At 71.3% G+C, this 17,628-nt stretch carries 22 protein-coding genes and 1 pseudogene; 14 read left to right on the forward strand and 9 right to left on the reverse strand.

Features of this window, described 5'->3' with window-relative positions; translation table 11 throughout:
* Nucleotides 1-29: 29 nt before the first annotated feature.
* From AB0J08_RS26225 to AB0J08_RS26245, 5 genes are all read left to right on the forward strand, one after another.
* The gene (locus tag AB0J08_RS26225; RefSeq protein ID WP_360639101.1) at nt 30-728 is read left to right on the forward strand and encodes a TetR/AcrR family transcriptional regulator C-terminal domain-containing protein; all 699 of its coding nucleotides are present in this window, start codon (nt 30-32) and stop codon (nt 726-728) included.
* 144 nt (nt 729-872) lie between these two features.
* Nucleotides 873-1,136, forward strand: coding sequence for a LuxR C-terminal-related transcriptional regulator (locus tag AB0J08_RS26230; RefSeq protein WP_360639162.1), 264 nt, complete (start codon nt 873-875; stop codon nt 1,134-1,136).
* A 238-nt stretch (nt 1,137-1,374) separates the two neighbouring features.
* On the forward strand, nt 1,375-2,550 hold the full coding sequence (locus AB0J08_RS26235; protein WP_360639104.1) for a serine hydrolase domain-containing protein: 1,176 nt from the start codon (nt 1,375-1,377) through the stop codon (nt 2,548-2,550).
* A gap of 140 nt (nt 2,551-2,690) precedes the next feature.
* Nucleotides 2,691-2,816 (forward strand): hypothetical protein, encoded by a 126-nt coding sequence (locus AB0J08_RS26240; protein WP_360639107.1) that lies wholly within the window; start codon nt 2,691-2,693, stop codon nt 2,814-2,816.
* A gap of 179 nt (nt 2,817-2,995) precedes the next feature.
* On the forward strand, nt 2,996-4,171 hold the full coding sequence (locus tag AB0J08_RS26245; RefSeq protein ID WP_360639110.1) for a serine hydrolase domain-containing protein: 1,176 nt from the start codon (nt 2,996-2,998) through the stop codon (nt 4,169-4,171).
* Nucleotides 4,172-4,229: 58 nt separating this feature from the next.
* Here the strand turns inward: AB0J08_RS26245 and AB0J08_RS26250 are convergent, their stop codons facing one another.
* Entirely contained in the window at nt 4,230-5,069 is an 840-nt protein-coding gene (locus tag AB0J08_RS26250) for an alpha/beta hydrolase (RefSeq protein WP_360639113.1), read from the reverse strand.
* Between the two features lie 77 nt (nt 5,070-5,146).
* Between AB0J08_RS26250 and AB0J08_RS26255 the strand changes: the two genes are divergently transcribed.
* The 3 genes from AB0J08_RS26255 (at nt 5,147) to AB0J08_RS26265 (ending at nt 7,363) form a co-directional block, all read left to right on the forward strand.
* Complete coding sequence (locus tag AB0J08_RS26255; RefSeq protein ID WP_360639115.1) at nt 5,147-5,782, forward strand: sigma-70 family RNA polymerase sigma factor; 636 nt, start codon at nt 5,147-5,149, stop codon at nt 5,780-5,782.
* 63 nt (nt 5,783-5,845) lie between these two features.
* Nucleotides 5,846-6,298: a carboxymuconolactone decarboxylase family protein gene (locus AB0J08_RS26260; protein WP_360639118.1), complete on the forward strand. Its 453-nt coding sequence runs from the start codon at nt 5,846-5,848 to the stop codon at nt 6,296-6,298.
* Nucleotides 6,299-6,499: 201 nt separating this feature from the next.
* Nucleotides 6,500-7,363: an alpha/beta hydrolase gene (locus AB0J08_RS26265; RefSeq protein ID WP_360639121.1), complete on the forward strand. Its 864-nt coding sequence runs from the start codon at nt 6,500-6,502 to the stop codon at nt 7,361-7,363.
* Between the two features lie 211 nt (nt 7,364-7,574).
* Here AB0J08_RS26265 and AB0J08_RS26270 read toward each other — a convergent pair whose 3' ends face one another.
* The 4 genes from AB0J08_RS26270 to AB0J08_RS26285 all read right to left on the reverse strand — a co-directional run bounded on the left by AB0J08_RS26270 (nt 7,575) and on the right by AB0J08_RS26285 (nt 9,922).
* Nucleotides 7,575-8,384, reverse strand: coding sequence for an alpha/beta hydrolase (locus AB0J08_RS26270; RefSeq protein WP_360639124.1), 810 nt, complete (start codon nt 8,382-8,384; stop codon nt 7,575-7,577).
* 72 nt (nt 8,385-8,456) lie between these two features.
* Complete coding sequence (locus AB0J08_RS26275; RefSeq protein ID WP_360639128.1) at nt 8,457-9,179, reverse strand: hypothetical protein; 723 nt, start codon at nt 9,177-9,179, stop codon at nt 8,457-8,459.
* Nucleotides 9,180-9,182: 3 nt separating this feature from the next.
* Nucleotides 9,183-9,506 carry a hypothetical protein gene (locus AB0J08_RS26280; RefSeq protein WP_360639131.1) on the reverse strand — a complete coding sequence of 108 codons (324 nt, stop codon included), beginning with the start codon at nt 9,504-9,506 and terminating at the stop codon, nt 9,183-9,185.
* A gap of 5 nt (nt 9,507-9,511) precedes the next feature.
* On the reverse strand, nt 9,512-9,922 hold the full coding sequence (locus AB0J08_RS26285) for an ATP-binding protein (RefSeq protein ID WP_360639165.1): 411 nt from the start codon (nt 9,920-9,922) through the stop codon (nt 9,512-9,514).
* A gap of 218 nt (nt 9,923-10,140) precedes the next feature.
* Here AB0J08_RS26285 and AB0J08_RS26290 point away from each other — a divergent pair, with 218 nt between their 5' ends.
* From AB0J08_RS26290 to AB0J08_RS26300, 3 genes are all read left to right on the forward strand, one after another.
* Nucleotides 10,141-11,001: a helix-turn-helix transcriptional regulator gene (locus AB0J08_RS26290; protein ID WP_360639134.1), complete on the forward strand. Its 861-nt coding sequence runs from the start codon at nt 10,141-10,143 to the stop codon at nt 10,999-11,001.
* The gene (locus tag AB0J08_RS26295; RefSeq protein ID WP_360639137.1) at nt 10,998-11,231 is read left to right on the forward strand and encodes a DUF397 domain-containing protein; all 234 of its coding nucleotides are present in this window, start codon (nt 10,998-11,000) and stop codon (nt 11,229-11,231) included. Before AB0J08_RS26290 ends, AB0J08_RS26295 begins: the two co-directional genes overlap by 4 nt.
* A 79-nt stretch (nt 11,232-11,310) precedes the next feature.
* On the forward strand, nt 11,311-11,853 hold the full coding sequence (locus tag AB0J08_RS26300; protein WP_360639141.1) for a hypothetical protein: 543 nt from the start codon (nt 11,311-11,313) through the stop codon (nt 11,851-11,853).
* A 13-nt stretch (nt 11,854-11,866) separates the two neighbouring features.
* Here AB0J08_RS26300 and AB0J08_RS26305 read toward each other — a convergent pair.
* Nucleotides 11,867-12,013 (reverse strand): annotated as a pseudogene (locus tag AB0J08_RS26305) (histidine phosphatase family protein); the annotation flags it as partial.
* A gap of 119 nt (nt 12,014-12,132) precedes the next feature.
* Between AB0J08_RS26305 and AB0J08_RS26310 the strand changes: the two are divergent.
* A complete protein-coding gene (locus AB0J08_RS26310) occupies nt 12,133-13,116 on the forward strand; it encodes a GNAT family N-acetyltransferase (RefSeq protein ID WP_360639144.1) in 984 nt (327 codons plus the stop codon).
* A gap of 392 nt (nt 13,117-13,508) precedes the next feature.
* On the opposite strand, the gene AB0J08_RS26315 is transcribed toward AB0J08_RS26310, so the two are convergent.
* Nucleotides 13,509-13,802 (reverse strand): DUF1330 domain-containing protein, encoded by a 294-nt coding sequence (locus AB0J08_RS26315; RefSeq protein WP_360639147.1) that lies wholly within the window; start codon nt 13,800-13,802, stop codon nt 13,509-13,511.
* 416 nt (nt 13,803-14,218) lie between these two features.
* Between AB0J08_RS26315 and AB0J08_RS26320 the strand changes: the two genes are divergently transcribed.
* A complete protein-coding gene (locus AB0J08_RS26320) occupies nt 14,219-14,581 on the forward strand; it encodes a MarR family transcriptional regulator (RefSeq protein ID WP_360639150.1) in 363 nt (120 codons plus the stop codon).
* Nucleotides 14,578-16,026, forward strand: coding sequence for an MFS transporter (locus AB0J08_RS26325; RefSeq protein WP_360639153.1), 1,449 nt, complete (start codon nt 14,578-14,580; stop codon nt 16,024-16,026). The genes AB0J08_RS26320 and AB0J08_RS26325 overlap by 4 nt, the downstream gene beginning before the upstream one ends.
* A gap of 201 nt (nt 16,027-16,227) precedes the next feature.
* Here AB0J08_RS26325 and AB0J08_RS26330 read toward each other — a convergent pair whose 3' ends face one another.
* Together AB0J08_RS26330 and AB0J08_RS26335 are read right to left on the reverse strand one after the other, a co-directional pair.
* The gene (locus AB0J08_RS26330) at nt 16,228-16,611 is read right to left on the reverse strand and encodes a VOC family protein (RefSeq protein WP_360639156.1); all 384 of its coding nucleotides are present in this window, start codon (nt 16,609-16,611) and stop codon (nt 16,228-16,230) included.
* Between the two features lie 81 nt (nt 16,612-16,692).
* On the reverse strand, nt 16,693-17,511 hold the full coding sequence (locus AB0J08_RS26335; protein WP_360639159.1) for a class I SAM-dependent methyltransferase: 819 nt from the start codon (nt 17,509-17,511) through the stop codon (nt 16,693-16,695).
* Nucleotides 17,512-17,628 lie beyond the last annotated feature (117 nt).

Here is a 17,628-nt window from a genome sequence, read left to right on the forward strand (position 1 = left end):
CCCCCGCCAGCCCCCCGCCCCCGCCCCCCGTGACCGCCGAAGCCCCCGAGCTGATCTGGCTGCGCCCCGAGCGCACCGGCCGCGGCCCCAGGCCGGCCCACAGCCGCGCCTCGATCGCCGCCGCGGCGATCGCCATCGCGGACGCCGAGGGGCTGGACGCGGCCTCCATGCGTCGGGTGGCGGCCGCGCTCGGCGCCGGGACGATGTCGCTGTACAACTACGTCCCGAAGAAGGAGCACCTGCTCGACCTGATGCTCGACGCGGCGGCCGCCGAGTACGAGTTCACCGCCATCTCCCCCACCGGGAACTGCCGCGAGGACCTCCGCCGGCTCGCCCACCAGCAGCTCGCCATCATGCGCCGGCACCCGTGGCTGCCCGCCCTGGTGATCGCACGGCCGGGCATCGGCCCGAACGCCCTGCGCTACACCGACCACTTCCTGGCCGTCACCGAGCCGAGCGGCCTGGACGGCGCCGCGCGGATGGAAGGCATGGCGCTGCTCAACGGGTTCGTCTGCCAGTACGCGCAGTACGAGCGGACGGCCGCCTCGGACGCCAAGTGGCAGGGCGAGCTGGTGGGTTACCTGACCAGGGCCGCGACGAGCGGCGCCTACCCGCACCTGGCCGCGGCGTTCGCGACGGCCGCCCCGCCCGCCGACCCGGACACCGTCTTCGACCGCTCACTGCACCGGGTGATCACGGCCATGCTGACGTCGGCGGCACAGTCCTGACGGCTCGTCGAAATGCGGGTGCGATGACGGTGGCGCCCGGGGCCGGGCTCACAGCCCCCGCCGGTCCGCCTCGACGCTGTCGCCGCCGCTGGTGTTGAACGCGATCGCAGCACCGGGTGCGTGCGGTCGGACCAGGTTCACGACCTGCTCGAAGAACGTCGGCAGGGGCTCGGGCTTGCGCGCCCCGCCCCGCCCCGCCCCGGTGACGACGACGACCCGGCCCCGCGCGAACGGGAGGTACTCGGCCTGCTCGGCGTGGGCCTGTCCAACAAGGAGATCGCCGACCGGCTGCATCTCGGGGTCACCACCGTGAAGACGCATGTGGCGAGCCTGATGGCGAAGACGGGCCGGGACAACCGCATTCGTCTCGCCGTTCTCGCTGTCCTCACCGGCATCACGCCGGACTGATCCGGCCCTGCTCGGAGAGAGCCGCCGCGCCCGGGCCGGACGCGGCACGGCCGGGCCGACATCACTCCACCGACCGGGTGAGCCACCCGCGCACACCCGCGGTGCCCGCCTGATCCCGCCCCCTCGCCCTGACCCGCATGGCCGCCGAAAATCGCTCGTACCCGGACCGCCCGCGCCGTACCGTTGCCCGGTCGACGATCTTGGCCGCACCGCGGCCGCGCACGGAGGAGCGGGACCGATGCAGCAGTTCCAGGGGTGGGCCGACGAGCGGTTCGGGGCAGTCGCCGACGCGTTCGCCCGCAACTACGCCGATTTCCCCGAACTCGGCTCCGCCGTCACGGTGTTCGCCGGCGGCCGCAAGGTGGTCGAGCTCTGGGGCGGCACCACGGACGAGCGCACCGGCCGCCCGTGGCAGGCCGACACCGTCGTCCCGGTCTTCTCCTGCGCCAAGGGCCTCGTCGCGATCTCCGTCCACCTCCTCGCGCAGCAGGGGCTGCTCGACCTCGACGCCCCGGTGAGCCGCTACTGGCCCGAGTTCGCCCGGCCGGGCGAGCGGCAGCACGCCAAGGAGACGATCACCTGCCGGATGGTGCTCGGCCACCGGGCCGGCCTGCCGGCCCTGGACGCCGTCCTCTCCTTCGAGGAGATCGCCGCCTGGGCGCCCGTCGTCCGCGCCGTCGAGGAGCAGCAGCCGCTCTGGGAGCCGGGCGCGACGTACGAGTACCACGGCCATGTCTTCGGCTTCCTGCTCGGCGAGGTGGTCCGACGGATCACCGGTCTCACCCCGGGCGCCTACTTCCGCCGGGCGATCGGTGACCCGCTCGGCCTGTCCGCCTGGATCGGCCTGCCCGAGACCGAACACGGCCGGCTGGCGCGACTGGTGGAGGCCGAGGGCCGCCGCCCGATGCCCGGCCCGGAGCATCTGCTGACCCGCATCGTGACGATGAACGGCGCGCTCGCCTTCCCCGGCCTGGACGAGCCGCACGGGTGGAACGACCCGGCGCTGCACGCCGTCGAGCTGCCGGGCGCGGGCGCCGTCGCCTCCGCGACCGGTCTGGCCGGGCTGTACGCGGCCGCCGTCACCGGCATCGAGGACGGCTCGGGCGGGCGGAGCGAACGGCTGCTCTCCCCGGCGACCGTCACCGACGCCGTCCGCGAACTCTCCTCCGGCGCGGGCTTCCTGGGATTCGACCTGGGGGCCCGCTGGGGCTCGGGAGTGCTGCTCCCCTCGCCGTCGTTCCGGCCGATGCTCGGCGCCCGCAGCTTCGGCAACGACGGCGCCGGCGGCCAGTTCGCCTTCGGTGACGACGAGTTCGGCATCGGCTTCGCCTACACGGCGAACCGCATGATCGGTCACGGCGACGCCCGGGCCGATCGCCTGGTCGAGGCCGTCCGCGCGAGCCTCGGCGGCTGACACCTCCGGCGGCTCCCACCGGCCGCGTGAGCACCGGCGCGTTCGGGGCTCGGTCGACTGCTCCCGTACGCCCCCTTTCAACATGACGCGTCCATGACTAGTGTCCGGGGCAGACAGCGTCGAACCGTTGGGAGCCCACCATGCGAAGAAGACCGAGCCCCGCCCGCACCGACAGCCCCACCGACACCTCCGCCGAGCCTTCAGCTGACGCCGGCACCGGCACCTCCGCCGATACCGACACCGACACCGACACCCCCGCCGTCTGACGCCGACGCCCTTCCCCGGGCCTTCGTCCGCACCCCCGGTTCCCGATCGGGCGGGCCGACCGGGGGGTTAGCCCCACCCGCGCCCGGGCGGGTAGCAGGATCGCCCCGGACGATCACTCCCGGACACGCTGGGACCAGCACGAACCGCTGTTTCCCGACGAACACCCAGGAGTCGACCCGTGCGTGAGCAGACGTCGCAGAAGTTCCGTTCCTCCGACCGGCAGCAGGGCGGTGGGCGGCGCAGGGTCGTGCGGGCCGCGGCCGCGGTGGCCGTGGGCGTCCTGGCGACGGGGCTCCTCGCGGCGCCCGCGGCGTCCGCCGCCCCCGGGCCGGACAGCGCCCGGCACGGGCTGACCGCGCTGCTGGAGAGCGACGGCGTGCCCGGTGCGCTGGCGAGCGTCCAGGACCGGCACGGGCGCACCCGCACGTACACCGCCGGCGTGGGCGACCTGGCCACCGGCTCCGCGGTGCCCGACGACGGACAGGTCCGGATCGGCAGCAACACCAAGGCGTTCACGGCCGTGGTCGTGCTGCAGTTGGTCGCCGAGGGGAGGATCGACCTCGACTCCACGGTCGACCACTACCTGCCGGGCCTCGTCCGCGGCGAGGGGATCGACGGAAACCACATCCTCGTCCGCCAACTCCTCCAGCACACCAGCGGGCTGCCCAACTACAGCAACTACCTCGACGACGACGTCCGGTACTACGACCCGCACGAGCTGGTCGGCATCGCCCTTCGGCACGAGGCCGAGTTCGAGCCGGGGAAGGGCTGGGCGTACAGCAACACGAACTACGTGCTGGCCGGCCTGATCGTCCAGGAGGTCACCGGCCGGTCGCTCGCCACGGAGATCGAACGGCGCGTCATCAAGCCCCTCGGGCTGCGCCACACCTACTTCCCCGCCCCCGGTGACGCGACCATCCGGGAGGCCCACCCCCACGGCTACTACCGGGACGCGGCGGGCGGGCTGGTCGACATCACGGAGCTGGACCCGTCCTGGGGCTGGGCCGCGGGTCAGCTGATCTCCACCGACTCCGACCTCAACCGGTTCTACAGCGCCCTCCTGAAGCCCGGTCGCCTCCTCCCGGCCGCCCAGCTCGCCCAGATGCGCACCACCGTCCCCGCCGAGAAGACCTTCGGCCCCGGCGCCGGCTACGGACTGGGGCTGGTGAGCATGCCGCTGCCGTGCGGCCCCGGCGTCTACTGGGGCCACGGCGGCAGTTTCCCCGGGTTCGAGACCCGGGGCGGCGCCACCGACGACGGCCGGGCCGCCAACGTGGCGGTGACCGTCCAGCTGTCCGACCAGGCGTCCAGGTCGCGCGTCGACGACGTCGTGCGCACGGCCCTCTGCCGCTGAGCCGCGCCCGCCCGGGACCGCCCGTCACGCCGAACCGCCACCCGCGTCCGCCGCGCCGTCACCCCCGCGCGTCACCCAGGAAGGCGGCCGCGGTCGCCACGAACCGGTCGGCGTCGTCGAGCCAGGGGTAGTGGCCCGCCCCCGGCTGCACGACGACGTCGGCGGCGGGGAACAGTCCGCCGAACTCGGCCACCGAGCTCGGCGGGCTGTTCAGGTCGAACTCCCCGGTGACCAGCAGGACGGGCGACGCGCAGGCGGCGAGCGCCGCACGGGTCTCCGCCGGGTCGAAGGCTCCCTCGGCGCCGAACAGCGCGACGGCCTCGCGGTTGGTCGGCCGGCTCGCCTCATGGTGTTCCTGCGCCGCCGCGTCCCACCGGCCGTGGAAGAACGGGTCGACGGCCTCCCAGTCGGTGCCGGTGCCCGCGGTGATCGCCTCCAGTGCGGCGAACGCGGCCGGGAACCACGGCTCGCCGCTGCGCAGTCGTGCGAGTTCGCGGCGCGTCTCCCCGCTGATCTCGATGCCGACGGCGCGGGTGCCGGGGCCGACCAGGAGCAGCTTGCCGACGCGTCCGGGGTGGCGGGCGGCGTACTGCGTCGCGATGTTCGCGCCGGCCGAGTGGCCGAGCAGGTCGGTGCGATCGAGCCCGAGGTGGCGGCGCAGGGCCTCGACGTCGTCGACGAGGCGGTCGCAGCGGTAGGAGCCCGGGTCCTCCGGGATCGCGGAGCGGCCGGTGCCGCGAAGGTCCGGGACGATCAGCCGTCGGTGTGCGGACAGGCCCCCGAGGTCGCCGAGGTAGCGGGAGTCCGCGGGGCCACCGGGGATGCAGAGGAGCGGTTCGCCGTCCCCGTGGACGCGGTAGGCGAGCTGGGTGCCGTCAGGTGCGGTGAAAGTGGGCATGGCAGGGATCATGGCACCCATAACCTGGTTATACAACCTGGTTATAGTCGCCGGCTTCCGGGGTGTATAACCGAGTCATGGCAGGCGACGAGAGCACCCATCCGACCCACGAGACACTGACCGAGGACCAGGCCGAGCGGATCATCGCGGGCATGAACGAGGTCATCCGCGCGGGCGAGGAGATGCGGAGCCTGCGCACCGAGATGATCCAGGTGCTGGCCGGGCTGGGCTGGAACCAGAGCAGGATCGCCCGGCTCACCGAGCTGAGCCAGCCCGCCGTCTCCAAGCAGATGGCGAAGCACGGGAGCGGGGAGCCCCAGCCCCCGCTGGACGTCTCGCTCGACCAGTACGACCCGCCCTGGCTCGAAGGACGCCTGTGGGGCCTCGCCGAGGAGGTCTCCGAGACCCTCGACGGCGCCGCCCACTGCACCGGCCACCTCGCCGCCCTCGCCCGGGGGCGCAAGCGCTTCACCCCTCGGGACGTCGACGAGCTGCGGCGCCTGCTCGAAGCGGACCTCCGGGTCCACCGGGCGCAGCTGCCCACCAGCCACCGGGCGGCCTACGACGCGATCAGCCGCGCCCTGGACGTCCCGCCGAAGTCCGCCGCGGCCCGGACCACCACCGTGTCGGCCTCGGTCCGCCGCACCCTCGCCCACCAGGTCCAGCGCGACCGGCTGCGGGGGGACGGCGTCGGGAATCCCCAGCGGAATTGACCCGCCGGAGCCCCCTCGAAATGCACCATCGGGCAGGCCGCTGCCGCACCTAGGCTCGTCCGCATGACACCCGTCCGGATCCCCGAGCGCATGAACCTCGCCACCGTCGCCCCCAAGGTGTTCAGGGCCGTCCTGGCCCTGGACGCCGCCGCCCGGGCGGGCCTCGACCCGGTGCTGGTCGAGCTCGTGCAGATCCGCGCCTCGCAGCTCAACCACTGCGCCTACTGCATCGACCGCCACATCGGGGACGCCCGCAGGGCGGGCGAGAGCGAGGAGCGCATCCACCAGCTGAGCGCCTGGGAGGACTCCAGCCTCTACACGGCCGGGGAGCGCGCGGCCCTCGCCCTCACCGAGGCCGTGACCCTGCTCCCGCGGGGCGTCAGCGACGCGGTGTACGGCGAGGCGGCCGCACACTTCGACGAGAAGGAGCTCGCCCAGCTGATCGCGCTGATCCTCACCGTCAACGCCTGGAACCGGATGAACGTCTCCACCCGCAGGACCCCGGGCACGGCGTAGCCGTGACGCCCGCTCGATCAAAACCACTGGCGGGCGGACCGACCGGACCCTAGGGTTCGATCATGTCCTCCGTCATACACAACTGGCAGTCCCTGCGGTTCCGTTCGGTGCCCCGACCTGGGTGCTGACCCGACCGCTCGTCGGCACCTGGTCATCCGCGCACTGTTCACCGTTCGCCTCAGGATGACGAGGAATTCCTTCATGCGCACCATCTCGGACCCCACCTTCGTGTTCGTTCCCGGTGGGTCCAGCAACGCCCGGGCCTGGGGGCCGCTGCAGAATGAGCTGGCCCTGCGCGGGCACCGCTCGTACGCCGTCGACCTGCCCGGTCACGGCGACCGCGCCGACCACCCGGCCGCCTACTACCGGCAGCCGCAGGACCTGACGGCACTGGCCGCCGCCCCCTCCCCGATGCGCGGACTCACCCTTCAGGACAACGTGCGCCACGTGGTGGACGTCCTGCACCGGCTCGCCGCATCGGGGCCGCTGGTCCTGGCGGGCAACAGCTTCGGCGGCCTGACCGTCACCGCCGTGGCCAACGCCGTGCCCGAACTCGTCGACCGCGTCGTCTACCTCTCCGCGCTCTGCCTGAGTGACCGCGCGATGCTCACCGAGAAGTGGGACGTCGTCGACGACAACCTGCTGGACGCCGCGGTGGCGCGGATCGCCGTGCCCGGTGCGGGGATCCCGGGGGTGGCCCGACTGAACTGGCGTGGCGCGCACGCCGATCCCGACCTGTTCGCCCAGCTCAAGGCTGCCGTCATGGCGGACTCCACCGACCACCAGTACCGGATGCTGCTGGACTCCCTGGACCCGGACGAGAACCACGCGGTGCTGAAGGAGGGCGCGCTGGTCAGAGCCGAGGCCTGGGGCTGCGTCCCGCACACCTTCGTGCGCCTCTCCGAGGACATGAGCATTCCCCCGGCCGTCCAGGACTACATGATCCGCAAGGCGGACGAGCTGACCCCGGCGAACCCCTTCGAGGTGCACACCCTGGCCGCGTCGCACGTCGGGTACTTCAGCCGCCCGGAGATCTTCGCGGACCTGTTGGCCGGCCTGGTCTGACCTGCCCGCGCCTCCTCGCCCACCCCCGAGTCGGCCCTCCGGCCCTCTCGGTGGGTGAGTACGGCGGTGAAGGCGCTCGCCCTGAAGCGCTGGCGACGACGACAGGATCCGGGCCGGAAGCCCCGCCCGAGCCGAACCCCCGGAGCCCGCGCGGGCGATCAACGCCCCCCCAGGGGCGCGCACGTGCCGGTTCGCGCCCCTTGCGCGCGCCTCACCCCAGGATGCGCGGCAGGGTGACCCGCACCCATTCCTCCGGCTGCGACAGATGCGGAGCGTGACCGGCACCCGTGTACAGGTGCCGCTCCGCCTTCGGCAGCACGAGATCGATCATGTCCAGCACCTCGCCGTACATCGGCGCGCTGTCATCACTCTGCGTGAGCAGCGCGGGTTCGGTGTAGTGGGCGAGCGCGGTCAGGTCGAGGTCCAGTGCGTCCGGGTCCCGCAGCTCGTCCAGGTACGTCGGCGCGTTGCGGATGTAGGTGTGCCGGATCGGCGCGGGCAGTTGCGCCCACGCCCCCGGCCCGAAGGCGAGCGACTCCACGAAGAGCTCCGCCGCGGCCGCCGACTCCGCCTGCTCCAGCAGCTCCCGCACGGCGGCGATCCGGCCGGCGAAGGCCGTGGCGATCGGCCGCAGATCGGGATCGGCCAGCAGCATCGACGTCCCCGGCGGCTCGTGCACGGCCAGGCCGCGCAGCAGGTCCGGGCGGGCGGCGGCGAGGCGCAGCGCGACCAGCGAGCCGTAGGAGTCCCCGCAGACGAAGGCGGGGCCGAGGGCGAGCCCCTGGATCAGTCCGGCCAGGTCGGCGGCGTCCTCGTAGACCGATCCCTGGGTGAGCAGGTCGTCGCTCCGGCTGTGCCCGCGCCGGTCGTAGGTGACGACGGCGGCCTGCTCGGCCAGTCCGGGCACCACCCGCGCCCAGCTGTCGGCGTCGCTCCAGGACCCGTGGACCAGCACCACGCTCGGCCCGGACCCCCGGGCCTCGTAGTACAGCGACACCCCGTTCACCTGTATCTCGGCCATCGCGAGCCTCCCGACCTTCGGCCGTGTTCCAGCCCCTCCCCACCCAGCCTGACACACCCGATCGGCCGCCGGTCAGATCAGCGGACCGAACACCCCCCGCTCCCAGTGCCCCAGCCAGGAGGCGGTGACGGAGCGCTGCTCCTGGCCCTCCGTGGACTCGTCGTACGGCAGCACGGCGGTCGGCGCGAACCACCCCTCACCGGGGTCGATCCGCAACCGGAGGACGCGCAGCGGGCGACGGCGGGTGACGAAGAGCCGGAGGTCGGCGGTGCGGGGGTGGTGCTCCTCGTACCGGTCGTGGACGGTCCGGCAGATCGACTTGATGTCCGTGTCCGCGAGGAGCAGGTACCGGCTGCCGGGGCCGAGGTTGACGCAGAGGCGACGGCGGGCGGACTCCCGCGCCGCATACGGGAGGTTCTGGTGGTTGTCGACGTGCAGGCCGGGCCGGAGCCCGGTGTCCGCGGCGAGATGGGTGACCGGCCCGCCGGGGGCGTCCTCGGTCTCACCGAGGGTGACGGGGTTCGGGTCGCCGAGGGTGTGCACGAGGGCGGTCAGGGTGTCGAGGTCGAAGACGGTGTCGGGCACCCGGAACAGCTCGATCAGGCTGCTGTCCCGGCTGAAGACACTCGGCGCGAACCGCTCCGGGTAGCCCTCCGGCAGCGGCGTCCACCCGCCGTCGGGGACGATGGCGCAGGTCTCGTAGCCGGGCTCGAAGGTGAGGCGGCGGACGCCGGCGATCTCGCAACGGGCGTGCAGCGCGGCCGGGTCGCGGAAGGCGATGGCGGCGGGGTACATGGGCTACTCCCTCTCCTGGGACCGGCGGTCGAGCAGGGTGTCCGACCAGGTGATGCCCCGCATCACGGCGGCGGCGAGGGTCGTCCACCAGACGACCCTGGCGGTGGCGGGCTCGCCGGGGCCGACCAGGGCCGAGGCGAGGAAGGCGAGCCCGAGACTCAGTGCGAACACGACGGCCACGGCGGCGAGTTCGGCGGCGGCGGGGCGATCGGCGAGGACGTCGGTGACGCCCGGGACCGGATGACCTTCGCGCGGGGCGTGATCACGTCCGGTGAGGATACGGCGGCGGTGCTTGGGACGACGGCGGTGCTTGGCTCGGCAGCGCATGGTGCTCAATTCCTGGGAGGGGGAGGAGGTTTCGCGTCGGCGAGCAGTACGCGCACCCAGACGCGCTTGCCCGCACCGCGCCGTGCGACGACACCGAAGTCGAAGGCCAGCTCCCGGACCAGCTCGATCCCGCGCCCACCCTCGTTGAAGCGGCGCGGCCGGCGTTCCCGGAGCGGCAGGTCGAACCGCGGGTCCCACACCTCCAGGCGGCAGTCACCGCCGAACTCCTGGAGGTAGAGCCGTACTTCGCCCGCTCCCTGACAGGCATGGACGACGGCGTTGGTCACGAGTTCCGAGGTGATCAGGACCAGGTCGTCGACCCGCTCGCCCTGCCAGCCCCACTCGGTAAGTCGTTGGCGGACCTGGCTGCGGCGGTCCGCACCGAGCTGGCGTGCTCGGTGAGGGCAGCTTCCCAGGTCTGAAGGACAGGTCTGCTCAAAGTGGACATGGTTCGCCCCTTCGCATCCAGACGCCCCATCAGGAGCGTGTTCATGCGGTCACGTTGAGTGTGGTGGGTGGCGATTCGAAAAGGCAACCAGAACGCCTTAGAAATTCGGTGGATCTTGAAACGGCTTGAGTCGGGCGGTTCTCTCCGGCAAGACTGGTCGTCCACACCCGAGGGGAGGGGCCCCACTTGAGCAAGGACCTGTCCGCGATCAGGCAGATCAGACTGGGCGACGAACTGCGCGCCCTGCGGTTGGATCAGAACAAGAAGCTCCTCCAGGTGACGAATGACCTGGAGGGGTGGAGCCCGGCCCGTCTCAGCAAGATGGAACGCGCCGAGCAGTCCATGGGCCCGGCCGATCTGGCCACGCTCCTGGACTACTACGGAGTCACCGGCGCGGATCGCGACTACTTCGAGAACCTGCTCGGGAACGGGCCGCCCAAACAGTGGTGGCGCAACCTCGACTACGCCGAGGCGATCACACCGGCTTTCGCGGAGTACCTCGCACTCGAAGCCGATGCCTCGCACATGCTGGACTACTTCTCGTCGGGCTTCCCTGGCCTGGTTCAGACCGAGTCCTACGCGAAGGAAATGATCGCAGCTGGGCTCGACTCCCCGAACGAGGAACGCGTCGAGGCCGGAGCCGAAGTTCGAGTCCTGCGCCAGCGACGGCTGACGCAAAGTCCACTACTCACGTTCGAGGCATACTTCGGTGAGGTCGCCCTGCTCGTGGCCGGCGATCGGACGGTGCTGACCGAGCAAGTCAGGCACGCAATCAAGGTGGCTCAGTACCCGAACGTCACCCTGCGCATGGTGCCCCTGAGCGCCGGACGTCCCGGCATCCTGTCGTCCGGAATCACCCTGATGCGCTTCCCTGACGACCCCGAAAACGGTTTCGTATTCATCGAAGCCGTCGGCGGTATGCTCCCGCGTAGAACGGGACGCGACGTACGGCGGGCCGAGCGGGCCTTCGCGCGGGTAAAGCGGTGCGCGCTGTCTCCGGAGGACACCATCACCGCCCTTGAACGCAAGTTGGAAGAGCTGACGTGAGCCAGAAGCACGACCCCTACGCCCACAACCCCGCCGACGCGACCTGGACCAAGTCCCCCTTCTCCGGCGACGGCAACGGCAACTGCGTGATCATCGCCCGCTTCCCCAACGGCGACGTCTGGCTCGGCGACGACAAGGACCTCACCCGCCCCCACCTCGCCTTCGACCAGGCCGAGTGGAGCGCCTTCGTGAAGGCCATCGAAACCCGCTCCCCCAACTTCACCGCCTGACCGACGGGCGCAGGCCCTGCCCGCCCCGGGCAGGGCCAGCCGCCGAGAATCGGGTTGACCCGTGGTGAAGGATGAGAGCGTGATCTCCAAGGAACGCGCCGTCGAACTCGTCGAGTCCTTCCTGGCCGACGAGGAGTTGTCGTGGCCGTGGAAGGGACCGGCCCCCGAGCGGGCCGTCTGCTCGGTGGAGGAACACTCGGTCGGCTGGCTCGTCTTCTGGAACCTTGCGGAGCACGCCCGCGCCCGTGACGTGCGCAACCGCCCCGTCGGCACCGGCAGCCACTACCTGGTGGACCGCCACGACGGGAGCATCCACTACGTCCCCGCCGCCTGGTGGTTGGACGAGGGCTGGGAGGAGGACTACCTCTTCCAGACCAGGGGTGTCAGACCGCCCGACCCCCTGGCCGCCGCCGTTCGCGCGCTCGTGCACTCCGCCGGGGTCGTGGCCGCGATGGGCCACCTGCGCAAGCAGGCCCCCCGACTGAGCCTGCAAGAGGCAAAGGCGTACGTCGCGTCCGTTCGGGACGGCGCCGAACCACCGGAGGAGCTGGCGAGCCTCACCCGGAAAGAGCCGCTACAGCCGCCATGGCCCGTCGAAACGCTGGCCGGCCCGGTCCGGTAGCGGTCCGGCCGCATCACCCGATCCAGCGCAGCTCCTCCGGCAGGTGCCGCATGTCGTTGTGGACCAGCACGGAAGACGGCCGGCCCGGCGCGTAGCGGATGACGATCAGTGCGGCGTTGCCGTGACTGAGGCCGGGCCAACGCCAGTTCGGGGCGTCCAGGGGCGTGCGAGCAATGCTCATGACCTGTGGATCGGCCTCGGGGTGGACGCGATGCGCGTACCTCGACCGTGGCGTGAACAGGGTGGCGGACCTCCCTCGAAGTTCGAGACCATCCGGTCATGTCGGATGGCATGGCAGGACAGGACCTTCCGGTCGGCTTCGGGTTCCGGCCGTATCGCGGCGACGAAGACCACGGCGCCATGGCCGCAGTGCGGCTGGGTTGTGCTGAACAGGATCGAGTCGATGCCCATTCGGTGGTGGAAGGGCTCCCGACAGCGGCCGAGATCGCTGAAGCTTCTGCCAAGCTGGAGGACCCGTCCAAGAACCAGATCCTGGTGCTGCTCGACGGGGTCGTCGTCGGCTACTCGACGATCCGGTGGTGGCAAGAGCGGGACGCTACGTGGCTCTACCTGCACCGAGGTCACCTTTTGCCCGAGCATCGCGGTCGGGGCATCGGCTCAGCCATGCTGTGCTGGGCCGAAGAACGGATCCGCCAGCTCGTCAAACAGCATGGAACGGCGCGGACGGCAGTGGTCGGTGCGAACGCCATGGTCTCTCAGCAGGACGCCACGGCACTTCTGCGCGCAGCCGGCTATCGACGTGTCTTCAGCCTGGTCGAGCTGGAGCTCGGGGATCTGCAGCAGGTCCCCGAGCCGGGCGGCGAACTGCCAGCCGGGATACGGACAGGGCCGATCGGGACAAGCCACTACCGTGCAGCCTGGAGGACGGTCGTCGATTCGTACGCGGACACCGGCTTCGCTCAGAGATGGCCTTTCCAGGACTTCGTCGACACCGCCGATCCGGCATGCTGGCGGGCTGCCTGGAACGGGCAGGACATGGTCGGGGTCGCCCTCTGCTCCATCCGTCGTCACGACCCTACGGTGGGCGAGGTGGAAGAGCTGAGTGTCCGGGCGGACCAGCGACGCCTCGGAATCGGCCGGGTCCTGCTGCTGGACGGTTTGCGGAGCCTTCGCGAACAGGGTGCAACGACCGCTCGGCTGTTCACGGGCACGGCAAATCCGCACCGGTCCTACGACCTCTACGAGAGTGTGGGGTTCCGGCGGCGGAACGAGTACGTCCGTTACCGCAAGCCGCTTGCTTGATCGACCGGCCATTGGGCTGTCGGGTCAGTCCACAGGATTTGACAATGCCTCATGGCGTGCCGGACCAGCCACCCGACGGGCACACGGCAGATGGATGCAGGATGCGCCTCTGGTCATCGAAGCCTCGGGTTCGCCGGACCGATCTGTCGGGTGAGAAGCGGTTCGCGGTTCGCTTCGGGCGAGGGTGAGTTTCGTCGACGAGGTCAGCGAGACAGTCCGGCTGGCCCGGACGTCGCGTCGCTTCCTCGATCCGCCCGACAGGGATCAGGCCGTCGAGGACATCAACGGCGAACTGGGACGCGGGGCATCGCTTCGAACTCCTCTCGCGAGTCGTCATTCAGCAGCGTGTGCGTATCAGATGACGGATGCTCAACGACGGCTGGGCCCGCCGGTCAGTCGATGCCTTCGATGATGCGGAAGTCGCGCTCGACGGCGCCGGAGAGGACCACCAGTGCCTTCTGGTATGCCTCGCTCTCGTATGCCGCGACGGCCTGTTCAAAGCTGTCGAACTCGATCAGAACGACGCGTTGCGTGCTTCCGGCCTCGTGGGCGACGACTCGACCGCCACGGGACAGGACGCGTCCGCCCCCGGCCTGGACGGCCGGACGGGCCAGCTTGTCGTAGGCGGTCAGCCTCTCAGGGTCGGAAATGGCACCGTAGACACTGACCCAGTACCCCTTGGCCATGGAAGCCCCCTGTGTTCGGCCGGACACGTCCGGCGTCGAATTGACACTCAGATCGATCGATCCCGGCGACGGATCACCGGGCATGTGAAAGGACGCGCTGATCAGGCCTGGCTCGGGTCCGCCATCCGCGGCTGCCGGATCGCGTCCCGGCGAAGTCTTCCTCAGCCCCGGGCGCCTTCGGCGACGGGGGAATGTGCCGGAAACGGAAACGACGACCGTGCCGGAAGCCCGGTTACCGCCTCGCGAAGGCCACGGTGGCGGGGGCGGTGCGGGACGAGAGATGCATAAAGCATTCATATAAATATCGTATGCTTTACGCTATGAGCCGTCAAGATGCCACTCGTGGCGCTTCCACCGCGATCGGGTCTGCCCTCTACGGGCTGGCCACCAGGGCTGTGAAACGCCTTCCGCGCGATATGAGCATCACGTCCGCCGCCACCCTGGCCACCCTGCACAGGTCCGGCCCGCGACGGATCACCGATCTGGCCGTGATCGAGGGTGTCACCCAGCCCGCGATGACCGTCCTGGTCCGGGTGATGGAGGAGTCCGGACTGGTCGAGAGGAGGGGCGACGCGTCCGACAAGCGGGTCACGCTGGTGTGTCTGACCGAGGCCGGCGCGTCGTACGTTCAGACGCGGCGCCAGGCGGGCGTCGACGCGTTCGCGCGGCTGATCGACGAACTCGCCGACGACGAGGTCGAGGCCCTGGTGGCGGCGCTTCCCGCGCTGGCGCACCTGGCAGAGCTCGAAAGCCGGGACCGAGAAGGGCCGAAGCGGTGACGGGGCGCACCCTGGAGCGCTCCGAGGCGCGGCTGCTGGTCCCCGCCCTTGTGTTCATCGCCCTGGTCGTGGCGGTGGTCGCCAGCCTCGGGACGCCGCTGATCACCAGTGTTGCGACCACGTTCGACGTCTCGCTCGACAGCGCGCAGTGGACGCTGACCATCGCGCTGCTGAGCGGCGCCGTCGCCGCGCCCGTCCTGGGCCGGCTCGGAGCCGGCCCACACCGACGGGCCACGATCCTCGCCACGCTGGCGATCGTCGCCGCCGGCAGTGCGCTCACCGTGCTGCCGCTGCCGTTCGCGTGGCTGCTAGTCGGCAGGGCGGCCCAAGGCGTCGGGCTCGGTCTGACGGCGCTGATGATGGGCGTGGCCCGGGACCATCTCCCCGAGGAGCGCAGCGCGGCGACGATCGCCCTGATCTCGGTGGTCTCGATCATCGGCGCCGGCGTCGGCTACCCGCTCACCGCACTGCTCGCCGAGATCGGCGGCGTACGGGCCGCCTACGGATTCGGTCTGTTCGTCACCGCCGTCGCCTTCCTCACCGCATGGCGTTCCGTACCCGCGGCTCCCGAAGGCCGCTCCGCTCACGTGAACGTGGCGGGCGCGCTCGTCCTGGCGGGCGGGCTGTTCCTCGTCCTGTTCCTGGCCGGCCAGAGGAGCCTGTGGAGCCGTCACCTCGCCGTGGCGGTGATCCTCGCCATGGCCGCCGTGCTCCTGCTGTGCGTCTGGACCGCCTCCGAGCTGCGCAGCAAGGCGCCTCTGGTCGGCGTCCGGGCGGTACGGCACCCGGCGGTCGCCGGAGCGAACATCGCCATGTTCGTCGGCGGGAGCGGCATGTACCTCCTGCTCACGCTCATCACGCGGTACGCGCAGACGCCGCACAGCGCCGGCTACGGCTTCGGGCTGACCACCTTCGTCGCCGGGCTGGTCCTGGTCCCGTTCTCGGTGTCGGGGTTCGTCGCCGGCAAGCTCACGCCCCGGGTCCGGACGCTGATCGACGCACCCTTTCTCCTGGCCGGCAGCGCCGTCCTCGTCGGCGGCGGGTTCGTGCTGTTCGCCGCGGCCCGGTCGAACCTGGCCGAACTGCTCGTCGCGATGGGTGTGCTGGGCTTCGGCGTCGGCGGCTTCTCAGCCGTGATGCCCGGCGTCATCCTCGCCGTCACACCCAAGAGCGAGACGTCGAGCGCGATGAGCTTCAACTACGTCGTCCGCAGCGTCGGGTACTCCCTGGGCAGTGCGATAGGCGGCCTGGTCCTGGCCGCCGGCACCGACACCGGTCATCTCTTCCCGAACGACCACGCCTACACCACCGCGGCGCTGGTCGGCATCGCCGCGATGGCGGTCACCGCCATGACCGCCACCGCTCTCGCCCGCCACCGCCCGCCGGAGATCAAACCCACCGCGGCCACGGCCGGCGTGCCGAGTCGGCGCCGGTCGAGCCGATGACCGGCTCGCCGGAAGGGCGGCGGCCCCGCCACCCTGGTCGGGGCCGAGGAAGCCTGTCGACGGTCGCCAGCGCCAATGACGTGCTGGAACAGGTGGACCGCGACTCGGCGGGCGACACCGTCCCCGTCCCCCACCGCCTCGCGCGGAGACGGCCCTGCCTGCCCGGGGCAGGGCCCAGGGCAGCAGCTGCCTGCTCCAGCCTCAGGAGGACATCGCCGCCCGGTCGGCCGCGCTGCGCAGAACGCAGAACTCGTTGCCCTCGGGGTCCGCGAGGACGGCCCAGCCGGGACCTTCGGGTTCCCGGCGGTCATCGACGAGGGTGGCCCCGAGCTTCAGCAGGCGCTCGACCTCCTCCTCGCGCGTGGTCTCCGGACGCAGGCACAGGTGGAGCCGGTTCTTGACCGTCTTCGGTTCCGGCACCTGGTTGAAGTGCAGCAGCGGGCCCTCCGGCAGCATCACCTCGGTTTCCGGATCACCCGGCTTGTCCGCCGGATGCAGCAGACAGCCGAGCACCTCGCTCCAGAACCGTGCCAGCGCATAGGCATCCGCACAGTCGATCGCCACGTTCTGCACCACTGAGACCATGGCCCGAGCCTGCCCGAAGGACCACTCGGTCCGCCACCGGGTCGCTGCCGGTCGACCGCGCCGGCGTTCTCGTGTCCGCCCCTACACCGCCTTGGTCGCGCGGATCGAGTAGATCAGCGGGGTGCGCGGGTGCCCCTCGGGGAAGCGGTAGGCGCCGCCGTCCTGCTGCAGGACCGGGAAACGCGGGAACAGGGTGAAGTCGTGCTCGTGCAGGAACTCCACCCGCAGGCCGGCGTTCACCAGGGCGCTGACGACCTCGCCGATGCCGTGCTGCCACTCGACGGTCACGTTCGCGGTGGTCTCCGCGCCCAGGTCGGCATAGGTGCCGGGCTCGTCCCAGACCATCGGCTCGCGCCGGAAGTAGTCGGTCTCCACCGTCCGGCCGTCCTCGGCCAGGATGTCGGCGAACGGGTGGAACTCGGCCAGGTAGAGGAATCCTCCCGGGGCGACCAGCGCGGCCGCCGTCCGCGCCCAGCGGTCGATGTCGGGCAGCCAGCACAGGGCGCCCAGGCCGGTGTAGACGATGTCGAAGGTCTGCGCGTCGAGCACGTCGACGGCGTCGTACACGTCGGCGGCGACGAAGCGGGCCGTCGTCGCGCCGATCTCCTTGGCGAGGCCGTCGGCCACGGCCACGGCCGGCGCGGAGAAGTCGAGCCCGGTGACGGTGGCTCCGCGCCGGGCCCACGCCAGCGTGTCCAGGCCGATGTGGCACTGCAGGTGGACCAGGGTCTTCCCGGTGACGTCGCCGACCTCGGCGAGCTCGAAGTCCCGGAGCGCCTCCCTGCCGGCGACGAAGCCGGGGACGTCGTAGAACGCGCCGGAGGTGTGGATCGGGACGCGCTCGTCCCAGTTGGCGCGGTTGGCCGCGCGCCAGTCTGCGGGTACCGGATTCTCCGTCATACCGGCCACGCTAACCACCGGCACGGACGACGCCCAAGCCAATTTCGACGACCGGCCGCGCGAGCCCGCGGGCACCTTCGCAACGCCCCCGGCCCGCTCCTCGATCGAGGAGCGGGC

It is taken from the genome of Kitasatospora sp. NPDC050463 (assembly GCF_040655255.1).
GTDB lineage: Bacteria > Actinomycetota > Actinomycetes > Streptomycetales > Streptomycetaceae > Kitasatospora.

Bases quoted from the DNA above. Each gene is read 5' to 3' on its own strand.
- AB0J08_RS26250 (WP_360639113.1), bottom strand. From the start codon at position 5,069: ATGCCCACTTTCACCGCACCTGACGGCACCCAGCTCGCCTACCGCGTC.
- AB0J08_RS26315 (WP_360639147.1), bottom strand. From the start codon at position 13,802: ATGGCCAAGGGGTACTGGGTCAGTGTCTACGGTGCCATTTCCGACCCT.
- AB0J08_RS26240 (WP_360639107.1), top strand. From the start codon at position 2,691: ATGCGAAGAAGACCGAGCCCCGCCCGCACCGACAGCCCCACCGACACC.
- AB0J08_RS26270 (WP_360639124.1), bottom strand. From the start codon at position 8,384: ATGGCCGAGATACAGGTGAACGGGGTGTCGCTGTACTACGAGGCCCGG.
- AB0J08_RS26280 (WP_360639131.1), bottom strand. From the start codon at position 9,506: ATGCGCTGCCGAGCCAAGCACCGCCGTCGTCCCAAGCACCGCCGCCGT.
- AB0J08_RS26265 (WP_360639121.1), top strand. From the start codon at position 6,500: ATGCGCACCATCTCGGACCCCACCTTCGTGTTCGTTCCCGGTGGGTCC.
- AB0J08_RS26255 (WP_360639115.1), top strand. From the start codon at position 5,147: ATGGCAGGCGACGAGAGCACCCATCCGACCCACGAGACACTGACCGAG.
- AB0J08_RS26335 (WP_360639159.1), bottom strand. From the start codon at position 17,511: ATGACGGAGAATCCGGTACCCGCAGACTGGCGCGCGGCCAACCGCGCC.
- AB0J08_RS26310 (WP_360639144.1), top strand. From the start codon at position 12,133: ATGTCGGATGGCATGGCAGGACAGGACCTTCCGGTCGGCTTCGGGTTC.
- AB0J08_RS26330 (WP_360639156.1), bottom strand. From the start codon at position 16,611: ATGGTCTCAGTGGTGCAGAACGTGGCGATCGACTGTGCGGATGCCTAT.
- AB0J08_RS26275 (WP_360639128.1), bottom strand. From the start codon at position 9,179: ATGTACCCCGCCGCCATCGCCTTCCGCGACCCGGCCGCGCTGCACGCC.
- AB0J08_RS26235 (WP_360639104.1), top strand. From the start codon at position 1,375: ATGCAGCAGTTCCAGGGGTGGGCCGACGAGCGGTTCGGGGCAGTCGCC.
- AB0J08_RS26320 (WP_360639150.1), top strand. From the start codon at position 14,219: ATGAGCATCACGTCCGCCGCCACCCTGGCCACCCTGCACAGGTCCGGC.
- AB0J08_RS26260 (WP_360639118.1), top strand. From the start codon at position 5,846: ATGACACCCGTCCGGATCCCCGAGCGCATGAACCTCGCCACCGTCGCC.